16 protein-coding genes and 1 pseudogene are annotated in these 16,580 nt (G+C 39.9%); 15 read left to right on the forward strand and 2 right to left on the reverse strand.

The features are described from left to right. Positions 1-102: 102 nt before the first annotated feature. The 3 genes from AB4161_RS22955 to AB4161_RS22965 are packed head-to-tail and all read left to right on the forward strand — an operon-like array spanning position 103 to position 2,378. On the forward strand, positions 103-765 hold the full coding sequence (locus AB4161_RS22955) for a phosphohydrolase (protein ID WP_372084445.1): 663 nt from the start codon (positions 103-105) through the stop codon (positions 763-765). Next, positions 766-1,308, forward strand: a complete 543-nt coding sequence (locus tag AB4161_RS22960) for an ImmA/IrrE family metallo-endopeptidase (protein ID WP_372084447.1) — start codon at positions 766-768, stop codon at positions 1,306-1,308. It begins immediately after the preceding gene. Beyond that, on the forward strand, positions 1,305-2,378 hold the full coding sequence (locus tag AB4161_RS22965; protein WP_372084449.1) for a beta family protein: 1,074 nt from the start codon (positions 1,305-1,307) through the stop codon (positions 2,376-2,378). Before AB4161_RS22960 ends, AB4161_RS22965 begins: the two co-directional genes overlap by 4 nt. Here the strand turns inward: AB4161_RS22965 and AB4161_RS22970 are convergent. After that, positions 2,358-2,981, reverse strand: coding sequence for a sce7726 family protein (locus AB4161_RS22970; protein WP_372084451.1), 624 nt, complete (start codon positions 2,979-2,981; stop codon positions 2,358-2,360). The two genes, AB4161_RS22965 and AB4161_RS22970, sit on opposite strands and share 21 nt — an antisense overlap. A gap of 637 nt (positions 2,982-3,618) precedes the next feature. Between AB4161_RS22970 and AB4161_RS22975 the strand changes: the two genes are divergently transcribed. The 10 genes from AB4161_RS22975 (at position 3,619) to AB4161_RS23020 (ending at position 13,144) form a co-directional block, all read left to right on the forward strand. Further along, on the forward strand, positions 3,619-4,023 hold the full coding sequence (locus AB4161_RS22975) for a hypothetical protein (RefSeq protein ID WP_372084452.1): 405 nt from the start codon (positions 3,619-3,621) through the stop codon (positions 4,021-4,023). 71 nt (positions 4,024-4,094) lie between these two features. After that, positions 4,095-4,898 (forward strand): hypothetical protein, encoded by an 804-nt coding sequence (locus AB4161_RS22980; RefSeq protein WP_372084454.1) that lies wholly within the window; start codon positions 4,095-4,097, stop codon positions 4,896-4,898. 184 nt (positions 4,899-5,082) lie between these two features. Beyond that, a complete protein-coding gene (locus AB4161_RS22985) occupies positions 5,083-5,670 on the forward strand; it encodes a hypothetical protein (RefSeq protein ID WP_372084456.1) in 588 nt (195 codons plus the stop codon). Next, positions 5,661-7,463, forward strand: a complete 1,803-nt coding sequence (locus tag AB4161_RS22990) for a hypothetical protein (protein WP_372084458.1) — start codon at positions 5,661-5,663, stop codon at positions 7,461-7,463. Before AB4161_RS22985 ends, AB4161_RS22990 begins: the two co-directional genes overlap by 10 nt. 587 nt (positions 7,464-8,050) lie before the next feature. Beyond that, positions 8,051-8,329 carry a hypothetical protein gene (locus AB4161_RS22995; RefSeq protein ID WP_372084460.1) on the forward strand — a complete coding sequence of 93 codons (279 nt, stop codon included), beginning with the start codon at positions 8,051-8,053 and terminating at the stop codon, positions 8,327-8,329. Between the two features lie 536 nt (positions 8,330-8,865). Beyond that, positions 8,866-9,402, forward strand: coding sequence for a HEPN domain-containing protein (locus AB4161_RS23000; RefSeq protein WP_372084462.1), 537 nt, complete (start codon positions 8,866-8,868; stop codon positions 9,400-9,402). 147 nt (positions 9,403-9,549) lie between these two features. Next, positions 9,550-10,752 (forward strand): hypothetical protein, encoded by a 1,203-nt coding sequence (locus tag AB4161_RS23005; protein ID WP_372084464.1) that lies wholly within the window; start codon positions 9,550-9,552, stop codon positions 10,750-10,752. Positions 10,753-10,869: 117 nt separating this feature from the next. Beyond that, entirely contained in the window at positions 10,870-11,715 is an 846-nt protein-coding gene (locus AB4161_RS23010; protein WP_372084466.1) for a hypothetical protein, read from the forward strand. A 117-nt stretch (positions 11,716-11,832) separates the two neighbouring features. Then, positions 11,833-12,840, forward strand: a complete 1,008-nt coding sequence (locus AB4161_RS23015; protein ID WP_372084467.1) for a DUF4917 family protein — start codon at positions 11,833-11,835, stop codon at positions 12,838-12,840. Positions 12,841-12,952: 112 nt separating this feature from the next. Beyond that, complete coding sequence (locus AB4161_RS23020) at positions 12,953-13,144, forward strand: hypothetical protein (protein WP_372084468.1); 192 nt, start codon at positions 12,953-12,955, stop codon at positions 13,142-13,144. A gap of 8 nt (positions 13,145-13,152) precedes the next feature. On the opposite strand, the pseudogene AB4161_RS23025 reads toward AB4161_RS23020, so the two are convergent. Then, a pseudogene (locus AB4161_RS23025) lies at positions 13,153-13,314 on the reverse strand (IS3 family transposase); the annotation flags it as partial. A 396-nt stretch (positions 13,315-13,710) separates the two neighbouring features. Between AB4161_RS23025 and AB4161_RS23030 the strand changes: the two are divergent. Further along, a complete protein-coding gene (locus AB4161_RS23030) occupies positions 13,711-15,705 on the forward strand; it encodes a hypothetical protein (protein ID WP_372084469.1) in 1,995 nt (664 codons plus the stop codon). 253 nt (positions 15,706-15,958) lie between these two features. Further along, positions 15,959-16,580: hypothetical protein (locus AB4161_RS23035; RefSeq protein WP_372084470.1), on the forward strand; the 622-nt coding region annotated here is incomplete at its 3' end.

Below are 16,580 nucleotides of genomic sequence, written 5' to 3' on the forward strand. Positions count from 1 at the left end.
CAAAATTATTTACAGGGTCTATAATGCCAAACTACGGCTAATTATTTCTTATTAAACAGTTATATAGTATGATAAATCTACTTTAACTAATGAATTTGAAGCATGCCAGACGCGCCTTCCTCAAGCCTTAACATCTATAAAACAATATTTTTTGTAAGCCTGATCACGTGCTTACTTTTTTGCATTGTGCTGTTAGCGCTGCTTGTGTGTTTACCGTCACCATCATTGCTCTCTTATCTTGGGTATGCAGACTCTGTTGCACTTGCTAATGCTAACAATATCAACGACCCGTTCACATCTCACATTGTTGGTGAGTTAGTAAAAAACGGAACATTGATAAGCCTCAAAGATGTGTGGTCATTTCAAACGGGCTTTTATCAAACGATTATCACTTTCCTTATAGCCATTAACGGTTTGATTGCTGCAATATCAGTAATTTACATCAAAAGTACATCTGAAGAAAAAGCCGAAGAAATCACAAAAAAATATATGCATAGTGATACATTTAATCACGTACTTAATACAAAGGTTGAGAATGAAGCAGAATCACGGCTTCGAGTCGTGCAAAGCGATCTGAATGCTACTGCTGGTGATTTTGAGAGGTCACTAGGAACTGTGGATGAGGCTCTAGAGCGATTACAACTTTTAGAAACTGAAAACCAAACCCTACGCCAACAAATAAAGGTCATTTCGGAACGTGTTGCTAAATTAGACACAGCCGAATCAGAAGGCAAAGAAACCCTACTTGTCAAAAAGGAACAATAGATGGCATTCGTTAGAAAATCTGGTAGAAAAACTCAAGCGACTACAGAATTTGAAGATTTGTCTACACCTGAACATCTAATAGCACTTGCTCAAGATAAAGGGTTGGATACTGATCCTGTCAATGTATCTGAATTGGCCAGACATCTAGGGATTGCCGTTAGATATGAACCAATGCAAGATGAAGAATCTGGTTCACTTAAGAAAGAGAAAAAGTCAGGTAGTTGGGTAATGACTGTTAATTCACTACACCATCCGCATAGACAAAGATTTACGATAGCCCACGAAATTGCACACCGCATACGGCATGCCGCTAACAGTGACTGTTTCGAAGATACAACTTTTTTTAGAAATGGGGAAACAAACTGGATGGAAGCCGAGGCAAATGATTTTGCAGCGTCACTATTGATGCCTAAAGATGCTTTCAATAAATTCATAGCCAACGTATCGTCAAAGGTTGAAGATGTTGCTATGCACTTCCAAGTGTCTTCTCATGCTGTTCGAATTAGAGCCAAAGTTCTTGGTTATGACGGGCATAATCTATGAGTGAATTTGTCTATTTCCCTATCATAAAGACTAGAGATGGTGAACTTCGCTGTTTTGAGCACATCAATGATGATGATTTTTCTAAGATTTTGCCAATTTACGAACTAACTAAATCGAGAAAAACGAAAAAAGCACCTGATGGCGATATCTATCGTCGTATGAAGCAAATTGCCGAAATTCAAAACAAGCGGCCATTTATACTTGATTTGAGTACAAATGAAAAATATATCAATCCTCAAATTGAGCAATTGTTATCAGAACACAATGGTTTTAAAGAGTGGCAGTATTTTCTTTTTGACCTTCATTGTGACTTGAACATCGTCCCTATGGTTCACTTGTATGAAGATGATGATGGCAGGTTCGAAGACGTTGAAGAGTTCGTAAGAAGTGCTTCTGCTAGGACTGACTTCCTTGCCGTTAGATTGCCATATGACTTAAGTTACGAAGAAGTTGAATATTACCTAACTCCTATAGCAAGTAACCTAAACGTAAGCTGTAAACTCTATGTAATCCTGGATGCTGAATTCGTACGAAAGAAAGACATTAATGATGTTGTTGATACTTTCATTGAAGCGTGCTCAGGTACGGAGTTATTCGCAGACAAAATAGAGGCCGTTGTGATGCTCTGCACTAGTTTCCCATCGAATGTTGCACAAACTGGTGGCGAAGATATTGCTGGTGAATTTAGGGTCTGGGAAGAAGATATCTATCAGGGTATCAGTGAAGAGTTCCCAATCAAATATGGCGACTACGTTTCAATTAACACCGAGCAAATTGAAATGAAAGGCGGCACTTTTGTACCTAGAGTTGATATTGCTTCTTTAGACGGAAAATCATTCACTTATAAAAGATACCGTCGAAACAATGGTGGATATGTAAGAGCCGCAAAGCACACCGTTAGAGACTCTGCATCATATAAGCCACTTGGTGTTTGGGCTGATGAAGAGATCCAAGCAGCAGCAAGTGATAATCCATCAGGTATCAGCCCTGCATTTTGGATATCAGTTCGCATGAACTATTACATTAAAAGTCGAATTTTACTTAGAGAATCAAACGATTCTTCGCTTTAGCAAAGATGGCGCTTTCTTCGTAATCGTATATATATCATCCGAAGTCAAATGCAGAGTGGTTTCTTGTTTCAACAATCTTGAGGCCACTCCATATCTTTCATTAAACTCGTTTCTTGATAACTGTCTTAATGACTTCAATGTATTATTTTTCGATACGTACTCACATAATTCATGCTTCGATCTTAAATTGCTTCCTTTCGATAGGGTGCTCAACTTTTGAACACTTAGTGCACTGGATAACACCATTTTATCGTGTCGTTTGAAATGTTTTGATTGACGAATATGTGTAATACCACCACTTTCGGCCAGTAGGATACCTACATCTCTTGAAATTGTTGCTCGCACTTCAGCCAAATTACTTGGTTCACACACGACAAAACAAAAATCAAAAAATTTTTTATAACTTTCAATTTGATAACTTAATCTAGATACAGTGTCACGAGCACCTTTTATTTCAAAGGCAGTTAAATAGCCAGCATCCAACAATGCTAAATCCGCTCGTCTTTCGCCAAATTGAAATGAAAATTCAGAACCAGCTACAAAATTTTCATACTTTTCTAGAAAGTACCGTACTAACAATTTTTTAATTTCTAGTTCTGTCATTCGCTCAACTTGGACTGTGTGTATATACAGTATTATCGTGTATTAATTGCTTATCAGCAAGAAAATTAATGCTTCCTTAACTCGTATATCTTCCAAAGGCAACAAGGTACTTGTCTATAGTAGTTTATGCAAATCATATCAATTGATACAGTTACCAAATGGGCTTCGCTACATTTCTAATGGGTAAAGGCATTAAGTACCGTTTTCATGAAGAGTTCCTGGAAAAAAATTTGATTAATGCGAAATAGGGTTTAGTCTGCTCACCAAAACCTTCCCTCTCATCGTAATCATCTCGTAAGTCCCATCCCGTCTACGATTAGCATTTCTTACAGCCAAAAATATTCACAAATTGAATATTTAACTCGTTATATTTCAGCGTCTTACAATCAACTTTGGGTAAAATTATTTTCAAATTTTTTTTGCCTCTTTTAGAGAGTCGATTGTGAGAAAAAAGTCTGTGAAAACATCAAGATAGCCATTTGGATTATATTCCACTTTCGAATATTTAACCTTATTATACAACAACTTAAGTTAAGTCAACTTTGACAGCTAGCAAAAGGCATGGTTAGATATATGCACATTCATTAACCATTGAAAAAAACACAGAGAAATTGCTCCACAAGAAGAGCACCATTTTTTGAAATGGCCAAAAATACTGGTCAGAAAAATGACAATAAAAACTAAAGTGCGCGGCACTAAAAAACCGCTGAAAACAAAAATACAAAAGAAACGCATTCTCAAACGTAACCCTTCAATATCACTAGACAAGCGTGACTACTCACTGAATTCTTTGGCTCAAAGTGTCAGCCACTTCATCCGTACACGCACTATGGCGGAAACCACTCTTCTTGCAATGAAATCTCATGCGCGACACGTCATCAGGCATATAGGGGATATCGACATTTCTAAACCCACAAAACAACGGATTGAGGAGTTTAAAATGGATATGATGTTGCTGTTTAAGGTCGCCAAAACAGAAGAACAACGTGAAACCATCTTCGCTGTTATTGATATGACTATCGCTGAGGGAGGGTATCAATAATGGCTCACTTATTACTGGCTCCCTTACTTCCTTACCTTACTTCCTTTACTAGTAAGGTAAGGGGGTAAGTCATGGACATGAATAAACTTGAAGCAGAATTTACTGCTCGATTGAAAGAGCGTGGGTTATCCCTCACAACGGGTAAGTCTTTTCACATATATGCAGCTCATTTCCCACCCAATTCTCCAAGGTGGCCAACAAGTGCTAAGAACTTGCAAAATTTGGCTAAAGGCTCGTATATACGTGCTGCTGTCTTTTATAAGGTAGTTACCGACGCGCTAAAGCCAACCGCTGTAAGTAGACAAAAAGCAGCTTGGTTTAGTGATATTGAAGAAGCATTTGTGAAGCAAGTTAATGACCGTTGTAACGCGATTTGGGATCAATTTGATTCGGAAGTTCAGCAATTAGCTCAGGCACGAGCCAGCATTGCAGAGGCCAAAAATGACGAACTGATGACTGAGCTACATGAGGTTGAAAAATATGTTGATGAACTGCTTTCAACTAATGAACGGCAGCTGGCAACGATATCAAATCTAAATTCAGAAGTGGAACTGGTACGACAGCATGAAGGGACGATTACGCAGTTGAATGAGCGTCTAGATGAAAAAGTAAGCCAACTCAAAGAGCTTACTAGCAAACTAGATAAGCACCACCTTCTCGCGCGTGACATGGCAGCTAAAACGGCAGAGATTGACCGTCTTGAGCAGCATATTGAAGCTCTGGAAAGTTCAAACAAATCCCTTCAAAAGTCTTACGAGGTTGAACTAAAGAGGAACGGTGCGCTGGAGGGACAGCTTCAGTTACTAAAGCCCCCGTCATCTCCTGAGCATCAAGCCGCTATCGACATGGTTGATGGCATGAATCAACTAGAGTAGCCCAAGTAACGACATCAAGCCTTTGCAGCCAAAATAAAAAGAGCAAGGTTACTCCAGCCCCGTACGTCCATTTCTTCGAAATAACGGGGTTGGAACTTGCCAAAGCGGCCGCTTTGGAATCGCTTGGGCTGCGCCCAAACCCCTAATTAACTTATGAGACCTATTTAAAAATAGGCGAAATATCATGACTAAAAAAAATAAAAAACAGCAAATACAGAATGCGTATTTGCAAGACCAAACCATCAAAAATCTGTTCGAATTCGAAATAGATAAGCTGATTAAAAATAATAAGACGGTATCTAAATCAGCGTTAAAACAACATCCTGATTTGACGCATTCCATGGTGGAATCTGTCTACCCTTACTATGCCACTTCAAAGAATGCTCGTATCGAATTGAACTGTAGCATCGTTGATAAAAAGACATGGCAACACAAAGCGAAACAAGCTGATAAGACAGTATCTCAGCTAGCGATTGAATCGCTTAATAAAGTACAGATTAGAATCCCGTTTACGCAAAAACTACAATCTGAATTGAATGCTGTGGCGCTTGAGCGAGTTAGGTTCAACTCACTACTTAACCAGCTTGCCAGATGGTGCAACACGCACAAAAGCGGCATTGAAACTGTTCAAGTGCTCGCTGAGCTTAACTACTTACAGAAGCAGTTTGATGATCATGACTTGAGGATGATGCAGATATTTGCTCAGCCTTACGACCACTATCTTTATGAATATCCGACTAAGGACGGTTGGAGGGTCTACCAGTGTCACTAATCGCAGTATTCTCACAAAGTGGTGTCGGGCAGACTAACCTCAAAGCCGCAAGCAATTATTTGTATGGGCAATATTGCTCATTGTCCGATGAACAAAAATCAGAGTATTCGGACGCGACTAATTTATTAAAAATGGCAAGAGATAGTGGTGATGTACAACTTGAATATGAAGCTATCCATATCCGCTCGCAAATTAAAGGAAAGAAACGTAACCCACCACCTGAGGCGATCAACGGTAATCGAGTTGCGGTTGACTATGCGATTGCTAACAACCCTCATAAGCATAAGTATGTCAGTGGTGTCATCTCACATGCTTCAAATGATACTGCCAAGCTCATTGCCAATCCAAACATTGAAGCTGAGTGGAGAGAGCTATTTGAAGACCTGTGTTTTGCTGGGCTTCCTCAAGATGAACGCCTGATAGACTGGGTGCGACACTCTCATCAACCTATCCTCGAAAATCATTTTCTCATACCTCGCATTCATTTGCGCACAGGCAAATCATTTAATCCTGCTTACCCAGGTCATGAGCGTGATTTCAACATCCTTAGAGATTATCTCAATTTAAAATATGACCTAGCTGACCCTAACGACCCGCTACGCAGGCGTTTAACACAACCATCAAGCAGAAATGATAAAACGTCACAAGTCGTAAAACAGCTAAACACTATCGTTAAAGAATTTATTCAACGAGAAAAAATCCGACACCGAGAAGATGTAATCGCTCTGCTCAATCGTGATGAAGTCAAAAAAGCATTTGGTATTAACAACGTTGAAACTTCCCATAACTTTGTTCGCATTCGACTTGATGATAGAGAGAAAGCCATACGTCTTAAGGGGTTTGCGTTCACAGAGCAGTTCACGTCATTGGAAGCGATTAAGCAAGGTGAGCCGACGATGTTAACCAAGCAAGAGCGTTTGGAAGAGCTTGGAGCGAAACTGAACGCTGCCATTGAAAGGCGAGCTGCGTTTAATTTAAAACGCTATGGCGAGTCCTCGTTTCAGAAAAATAATGACAATTCGATGGGAAAAGAAGCGAGTGAAGCGTTTACACAACGCATGAATGATTCTTTCCCTATTCCATCAAACGCCAGCGACTTTCTTCCTGTACCAGATATTGATGACAACCTTACAGGCTGGGACAAGCTCGTAGCAATAGAAAGTAGAAAGACTGCCGCTCATATCAATGCGATAGCGGCAATGTTGCAGCAAGCAAAAATACAATCAGAACAATTAATAAAAATATTAGACGCAATGAGAAGGAAGCCGCGTTATGAATCACTTAGAAAGCCAGTTGAGCAATTGTTTGCTCACAACGAACAAGCAGCAAGAAAAATCATTGATGATGCTAAGGGCAGAGTTACAAGAACAATCAGCGCTATTCAAAGCGACTATCGAGCAACTCATGACGGAGTATCAAAACGAACGTCGAACCCTTTTGAACAAAATCGAGACAACACACGACAAGATAACGCTCGAATACAAAGCCTCAGTGAAAGAGTTGGTGAAACTATCGAAACAATCAGAGAGTCAATCGACGTCAGCGAAAGCTGCAATGAAGCGGCTAGATACTCGTCTGAGCGCATTGGAGAGCTTACAAAAGCAACAGAGCGCAGTCTTAGACAACTTCAAAGAGGTTTTGCGGATATCGTAAACCAGCCCGTGCTTCTTGACCGACTCAAAGCGCGAGTAAAACAAAATGAGCTAGGGAAGAACCAGTCATCACCTCTAAGTAAATCTGGCATCAAGCCCAAGAATAGAACTAAAAATAACGACAATACGAATGAAATATAATTAAAATAAGGAAGCAAAAATGGACATTTACCAACAGTCATACAACAGGCACGTCAGGCTAGCTAGAAAGGCTGAAAAAGGCTTAACTACATTCGATAGAGCCTATTCTAGACGCACCAATGTCACTAACTTGCGATGAGTTAACTATCGTGCATTGGCGGTGGTTTTCACAAAGTATTCTCAATTATTGTTGTTTACGATAATAGCCGCTGAATTACTGCTAATAACGATAATGGCGAATACTTACTTTCATACATGCAATTTGATATTTGGTACTAAACTAACGGATCGTACTTTGCCTACTGGCAACTAGGAAGGAATCCTTCCTAGTTCAAACTCATTCCTGCCCGTGCGACGTGAAGTTGCATGAAGCGTTGTTCACCACGATAAGAGTGAACCATCTATATCACCAGATGCCCCTATGGTTCTGAATAAAGTAGCGAACCAGACAATGTAACGATACTCGGCCGTTAGGCTGAGTGGGAATGAAATCGTGAGAGGACATTCTTCCTGAAACCACAATTCGGGTAAGTGCTAGGGTGTCAGTATGATGAACGTATGTGAATCCATTAAAGGTGCGTTATGTGATGAAGCAGCGGAAGTGGTTAATACGCTGTGGCCAAAATGGCAATGAGAGTCGGAAAGGAGTTGGGCAGTGCCCTTTCCTGATCGTTGTACTCTCCGCACTAGAGTGGGCATCTTACCTGACGTTTACGCTTCATGCGGAACACAGTAAGCCTGAATCGCTCCCATTGGGAAAGTTGTCTGTGATGGTGGCCGATAGTGGTGCAGGTAAAGGAGGCTGGAGAAAGCCAAAGCTGCATTGTAATGATGCAGATATAGACTTGTGTCTGGCACGAAAGTGAGCCCACTTCCAGCTGGTCTCCCGTTGCAAGAAAATTAGAAGAACTTTGTTAATGGAGAAACGCAAATGATGACTTCAAATGAAGTTAGTGCCTCTCCTTGCTTTACTCAATGATAATCCATCGATTGGAAATTCAAAGAGCAGAAAGTATCAAAGCTTCAAGTTAGTATTGCAAAGGTAACCATTGTGGTTACTGGGTAACATAGTACGCCTTAGTGGAGGCTTGAGCCGTATGCAGTGAAAGTTGCACGTACGGTTCTTAGGAGAGCGGCACTTGGTAACAGGTGTCGCTTATCCGACCAAACCTTCTCAGCCCCGTCCAACAGACTGCCTAGCGAGTACTGCAAGAGACCAAACAAATCTAATCCGTACTTTGGGTTCTTACACGGAGTTTTCCGTTGTTCTACCCCGAAACTCTCATTCGATTCACACAACAGATTGATACCATTTGAGTTTCACAATGGTTACAAGCAACATAGACGGAATGCAAACACGGAAAGATTCCGCCTAATAAGCGTTATATGAATTGGAGAGTTTATGTCTCAAGCAAAAATAGAATTTGAATTGGCAATGTCTGATTCCGAGGAGCTTATCTCCTGTTACGATTCAATGAATGATTGCAATAACAAATTACGACCTCCAGAGGTACTAAAAAGAGCTACTCTGATCATGACTTTAACCGCTTGGGAAACATACGTTGAAGACGTTGCTAGTGAGCTAATTCATGCAAAATACGGCATGGTTATGGGGTCTCAAATTGGGAGCATCGTAACTGGTAGACTAAATGACCACCTCAAAACGTTTAATAACCCTGACTCAAAAAAAACTAAAGACCTCTTCCAAGAGTTCTTTGGGATTGACGTTACTGAAAGTTGGGTGTGGGGAAATTTCCATACAGCAAAAGACGCTCGAACAGCCCTTAACTCTTGGCTGCGTAAACGTGGTGAGGCGGTACATAGAGCACAGGTCGATAAACAATCTCCTCACATCGTAAAAAGAGATGAACTAGATAAGTGCATAAGGTTTTTTAGAGAACTAGTCGACGTCACAGATAAGAGATTGTCCGAAATTTAATTCATATAACAAATTGTTCAACTGGATTCCAAAACGCTTGGCAATTTTGTATCGGCTAGCTTCAGTGTTTTAGGCGGTTATTTATATTTTTGTGGTCAGCGTTTTCTCACCAATTAACAAGGCGTTAAATTTAATAAGGAAGATTAAGTGGAAAAATTTGAGTTGATACCATCCCCGAATGCGGAAATTGTCGCTTCATCAGGAGTTCCCGCATTATTGGAAGAAATTAGACCCGAATGGCAAGCAAAGAATCTAATACAAAGGGTCAATAAGATATTGCCCGTTGATCCTAGCAGCGCTTGTCAACGAATGTTTAATGCAGCAATGCATGATCTTAGGGATAAAATCTGCATTGCTGGTTTAGATATTGCGAAAGAAGCTGCAGAACAGTACAAACTTCCTCCAGTATCTAAGCATGAAGATATAGAAAATTACTCAGTTTCGCGCATAATCGATTTAGCTTACAGAATGGGTTTATTATCTCGTCCTGAATACCGACGAATATTGAGAGCTTATGATATTCGAAAAGACCTTGAGCACGAAGATGATGTTTATGAGGCAGGTGTAGAGGATTGTGTTTATATTTTCAAAACTTGTATTGATGTTGTCTTATCAAAAGATCCTGTTCATCTTCTGAAGCTTACAGATGTTAAGGATGTCGTTGAGAACCCAGAACCAGCAGTAATTTGTGATGAGGTTATAGAGGACTACAAGCATGCACCTGCGCCTCGACAAAATGAAATTTATAGGTTTTTAATTGGTACAGCACTTAATAAGAAACAGGCTGATATTGTAAGGCAAAATTGCTATAACACTCTCCATTCTTTGAAAGATCACACTCAGAAAGAAGTTCTACTCGAAACAGCTCGTTCGCATGTCGAAAAAATTGCTAGGTCTACACCAGACCAAGCTTTGGTTAGAGTAGCCCATGCTGCAGGTATTTTTGCCTATTTCAAAAAAGCGCAAATATCAGCATTCTTTAAATCTAGTTTGGAACAAATGGAAAGCGTTGGGCATCATTGGGGCAACTATTCCCAGCATGGTGAGATGCTAAGAAACTTCCAAGAAATTGGAGGACTTAAGTACTGTCCTACAGAAATGCTAACAGATTTTGCTCTTTGGTTTGTTCAATGCTACGTCGGGGAACCTGGTGGGTATGGTGCAGGTTACAATCGTAGTGTGTTTTTCAGCAACGTAGGTGCACCGTTATCTCTAGAAATCTTAAAGCAAGAAAAGTCTCGAATGCTACCTGTATGTGAGGCACTTGAAACTGACCCAACAATTCGTCGTTGCATTTCTAACCAGCATCTAGCTAGGCGGTTTGAAAGATTGCTAGAAGAACTGGAGTAAAATTACATTTACAAAGCGTTTAAGAGTGATTCCTCACGCTTGGCAGTTTCGCTTCGCTCAAGTATAGCCAAGCGTGCATCACACCTTAACGCGGTGTTAGGTAGCTAGGAGAGTTCAGTGGAAGATAAAAATCTTGAGAAAGCAAATGAAAGCGCGTCCGAAATAGATAAAATCAAGGAAGAACTTTCGCAAATTACACCTACTACGAAAAAGCGTGCTCTTGAAAAGTTTGGCTTAGCTGCTTTAGGCAGTATTCCGTGGGTAGGTGGCTTTATTAGTGCGGCTGCTAGTATAAAGACTGAAGAAGGAACATTAAAAACTGACTCATTACAAACTCGCTGGCTGGAAGAGCATGAAAGCAAAATGCAGGTTTTGGGGCAAACACTTAATGAAATCAGCGACAGTTTTGAAAGGCTAGGTGAAGCTGTTGATGAGCGTCTCCAAAGTGAAGAGTATTTGGATTTGGTTAGAAAGTCCTTTAGAACATGGGACGCCGCTGATACTAATGAAAAACGCAAGTACATTGCCAACCTAATTAGTAACTCAGCAGGTGCGCGTGTTTGTTCTGATGACGTTGTGCGTTTATTTATCGATTGGTTAGCTGGATACCATGAATCACATTTTGCAGTTATTCGTGAAATTTATAAGGAACCTGGTGTAACTCGCTATGATATTTGGTCTGCGATCAATGGTAATGTCCCACGTGAAGATTCAGCAGAAGCTGATTTATATAAATTACTAATCCGTGACTTAAGCACTGGTGGCGTAATTCGGCAGGCTAGAGAAACAACATACGATGGTCAGTTTCTTAAGCGTAAACCAGCACCTAAAAAATCAGGCTCACGCACTACAGAATCTGCATTTGAAAATAGTAAACCATATGTGCTCACTGAGTTGGGAAAGCAGTTTGTACATTACACAATGAATGATGTAGTAACTAGAATTGGTGAGAAAGTTACCTAACAATGCGCTTAAGCGGACACTACAGGCTTGGCATTTTTGCTTCGCAAAAGTTTATGCCAAGGTTTCGTGCAGCTTAGCTAGGCGTTGATATGCTACATATCAAACTAGGAGGCAAAATTGCCAGAATTAAAGATTGATGAAAATTTAGTACAGTGGGACGAACTTTCCGAACACGGCTGGAAAAATTTACTTTTGGGAAACGGCTTTAGTATCAATATATGGGAAAAGTTTGGTTATGGGACACTCTTTGACCTTGCCAAAAGTGATCGTGTTGATGTTCAGCTTGAAACTGAGGGCTTAGCACTATTTGATCACTTAAATAGTTCAAACTTTGAAGATGTATTGAGGATTTTGTATCACGCTAAGCTAGTCGATGAGCAACTTGGTGAGCCACAGAAAGACGACATCCAGCATCTGTATGAAAACACTAAGAATGCGCTCGGATCGGCTGTTAACTACGCACATATTTCGCCAGGTGTCGCAGATGTGGCGGAGATCAATAGACAGTTAAGATCATACAAAAATGTATTTACAACAAATTATGATCTAATTCCCTATTGGGCAGTTATGGATTCAGATTTATGGCGCTTCAAGGACTATTTCTGGGGTGAGGGAAACTGTTTTGATGTCTCAGACACAGAAGTGCCAGCCGATAGAACTAAGCTTCACTATCTGCATGGAGCTATACATTTGGTTGAACGTAGTGACGGAAAAACTCAAAAGCTAACAGCTAACGGGTTAGAACGTTTAACAGACCTATTTGATCTTGCTCACCCTGAAAGATTTCCGCTATTCATTTCTGAAGGTAGTTCAGAATGGAAATTATCAAGAATTAAGCGTAACGATTATTTACGTTTTTGCTTTGAAAAACTAACCAAAACCAAGGGTGGCTTAGTGGTGATCGGTCATTCGTTACATAAGGATTACGATCAACATATCATTGATGCGATAAACGATAGCCGTATATCTCGTGTTGCTATAAGTGTGTGGCCGCTTCTCGATAATGCCGAAATCGTTTCGTTTAAATCTCGATTATCTCAATGTTTACAAGGCAAAGATCTATACTTCTTTGACTCTACGACACATCCTCTTGGAACGTTGGATTTAAACGAACCTGTAGTATAACAAGTTGCTTAAGTCTGATCGTGCCGAACTCGCTTCGCTCAGACATGGCACACGTTTACTCACAACTTAGCAAGGTGTTATAACGCAGTTGAATTCATCGATAAGAGGTAACATGGATATCCAAATCTTAGTCACTGGTATATCTGGTGTCAGCGTTTTTGTTCTTGGGCAAATAGTTCTAAAACTCTTTATTGAGCCAGTGATTGCGCTGAAGGCTACATTTGGTGAAATTTCAGGGTTATTCTTACGAGAGCAGCCTAAAATTATTGGCGCAAGTGCTAGTGATCTGCTCCAGTCAGACTGAACACTTCATTAAGCGACATTTTGCTTTTCAAAGTTAACTGGGCTTAGATACCCAAGAGCACTGTGCCTTCTCGTCCGATTATAATCAACCTCAACGTATTCGAAGATCGCTTGACGCATCTCTTCTCTCGACATTATCGCCTCATATTGTACAGCTTCCACCTTCATGGAACAGCCAAATACAGCCAGCCTGCGCTTCTTGACCGACTCAAACAAGCAGTCACCTCAAGCTAAATCAAGCAAGAAGACCAAGCGTAAAATTATGGAAACGGCAGTAGAAAATTTAAGATAGTTAATGAAATGGGAAGTAATTGCCATTCTTAGAACAAATAATGACCACTCAAATGTTAAAAAATGACTTTTTTATTTTCTACTTAAAGTTCAACATTTAAGGCAATTTCAAGTTAGATCTATCGCTTTTTCAACAGTATTTTAACACCTTGTGTTGGGGGGTTAAATGAAAACTTTCATTTAACAATTCTAACATTTCGTGGATTTGTCATTTAATTATTCATGAATATAATCAGCAGCTTCCTATTATAGAAATTGCGCATCCAATAAATTGTTATGATTGTTAAAGAAAAATTATTGTCTAATCACGAAGAAAAACAAAAAAAGAAAAAGTTTATTTTTGAAGAAATTTTAAAAATAAAACCTGAGGACTTACCTATAGAATGTAACGCATATGTGAGTGATTTGTTGGGTTGCTATTGGGGGGCATTACGACTAGTAAAAAAAATGCTCGATAAAACTCGGATTGAAAAATATCGTGTTGTCGTCGTCTTTTCTCCGACTCAATCGGGAAAGACTACTGCTGTACAAACCTACGCTACGGCAAGGTTAGTGATAGACATGTATGAACGTCATCTTAGAGGGGAGCCTTTGTATGATCATACTGATCCAGTCAATATAACGTACACTAACTCAATAAATTTTGATGGACTCTATCAAAATGCTTGCGCTAGCTTCGCCAGAAATGTCAATTTACAGGTGATACGTTCACCACGAATTAGAAACTGTAATTATGATCGAATACATACATTGTTTTTTGATGAGCTACATTATGCTGCCAGTGATGATGCTGTGTATATAAAACAGTTAATTGAGGTCTTAAACAACAAACAACATTTGACTGCTATTCTAGTCAGCGCTACGCCACTGACTGCATTTTTGTCGTTATTTCATGCGTATCAAGACGAATTAGGGCTAGTGATGCATGACAGAGCTGATTTAGCAGGCTACACAGGTCTTAATGAATATGCAAAGCGACGTCAACTGATCAATATCGGAAGTTCTCGCACATCGATGCTGACGTCTACTAAAACTAAGGAAGCATGGACACATTTCGACCAGTTTGATCAGGGCGTTATGTTAGTTCGTGCCCAATCTAAGCAACTCAGTCAACTGTACATGATGTTGCGCGGTCGATTCCCAGATGCAGTTTTAATGATAAATAGTTCTAATACGGCTGGAGTAAACGATTTGATAAAAAACGGACACTCGGTCGAACATCTATCGTTAGCAACAATCCGCCAACGCTATGAACACATGGATCTCGATATGCATCGAGTCATAATATTAACTGTTGCACAATTACGAGCAGGAGATGATCTGGGGCAAAAGCTCAAGAATGATTTACGTGTCGTCTGGGAATCAAGTAAAGCAAATGTTTCGTCTGTGGTACAAGGACTGCCTGGACGTGCTACTGGATACATAACCAATGAAAAAGTGCGTATATTTATGCATAAGGAACATTTCCGTGTGCACATTGATAGCCAGAATGCGTTGGAATCTCTCTGTGAACAACAAGCAACGCTAATCGAAACTATTGAACGATTATCACATAGGCTCGATGGTACTCGGTATGATAACGCGTCATGTATAGCCTCTTATCAAGACAATGTCGGTACAGCAGTCGGTGAAATGCAGGATTCAACATCAACAGAAAACAATACGATAACATCTTCTGATATTGCCGAAGTGGTAGTCTTTGCTGGATATACTGACCCGCAGACTATTACCGATGATCTCAATATGATTCGATTAGTTGACATGGTTCGCACCCAATTGCGTTCGAAGGTAGCCCGACTGCACCCACGTGCGTTGCCGTTCGCCAAAGCTTCTTGGAGTAAATATCATAAGTTTGAATGCAATAGCCCAAAATCACGCGCGAGATCATCTGGTCTATACGACCGTGACTACATCGATGCTGTTGCCGAAAAAACACTATTTGAGCGTTCCTTTGTTAAAGTTGCTGACATTTCTAAAAAAGATCATGGTAAGACGGAGTATCACGCTATGGTTTTTTCTCAGCACTTATTTTCGACCAGCGGTGAGTCATTAACAGAAGAGCAAATGAGTTATATATGTGAGCGCCTCGAATTGAAAACTTGTGAAGAAGTTGTCATAGTAATCCGCCGCACTAAATTTGATAAACCCCTGGTAACTAGCTCTCATCAACCTGGTTTAACAAAAACTAACGATGAATTCCCGCCCCTGGTAAAGCCACCTCTTCAGGTAGTAAATGCTTATTCAAGTGTTAGACTTCAGCAGGCGAGTTAAACTATCCAAAGTAGCAACAGGGTTCTTAATTGGACATATAAAGAGCCCTGCTGCTAAGAGTTAAACCGAATAATGCCCTTGATATTTATGAAATCATGGTACATTTCTTGGAAGATATTTACTTACAATAAAGTGTCGTAGATAGCGTATAAACGAGTATAATGTGGCGTAAGTAATTAAACTATTGCTATAAAAATTTTTATCATTAACAAATGACAATCTAACCTATTTGCATATAAAAAGTAGAATTATAATGAAAAAGACTGTTCGAGACGACGTTGTTGAGTTCGTAAACGATGGTTTGGATATTGCCAGAATAGCATCTAGCCGTGCTACCAAAAAAGCCATATTAGTAGTTAGTGCGAAACCGAGTATCCATAAGAAGAAGGAACTCGAAATTAACGAACCTTTTCTAATGACCATACCCAACTACGGTTTAAAACAATTAAAGATTACAGCAGTTGACTCAGATTCAGTTGAAGTGAAAGTAGATGATATTGAAATTTGGCCAAATTTCATGCTCTTTAAGGACGTCGATAACTCTATGATGTCAAAACCAGTAAAAGATGATATCAGGAATAAGTTGGATCACTTAGTTCTCAAGACTAACGAGAACTCACAGCTAACTGAAGAACTAAAAGAGGATTTCGCGGCCCACGTTGAATATATTAAGGAATCAATGGAGCGTATTGGGCGTAAGGATTGGTTAATTCTTAGCATGGGGTTATTAGGAAATTTTGCGTCAGGTGCTTTTTATGCTCCTGACCTAGCGATTGAAGCTGCAAGAAGTATAGCAACTGCTATTCCTCAAGTCTTTAGCGGCATATCTCAAATCATACCTAAAGTAAACCAGGCTCCAGGGCGGGAGCATACTT

The sequence above is a fragment of the Vibrio sp. 10N.286.51.E5 genome (genome assembly GCF_041469125.1).
Taxonomy (GTDB): Bacteria; Pseudomonadota; Gammaproteobacteria; order Enterobacterales; family Vibrionaceae; genus Vibrio; species Vibrio crassostreae_C.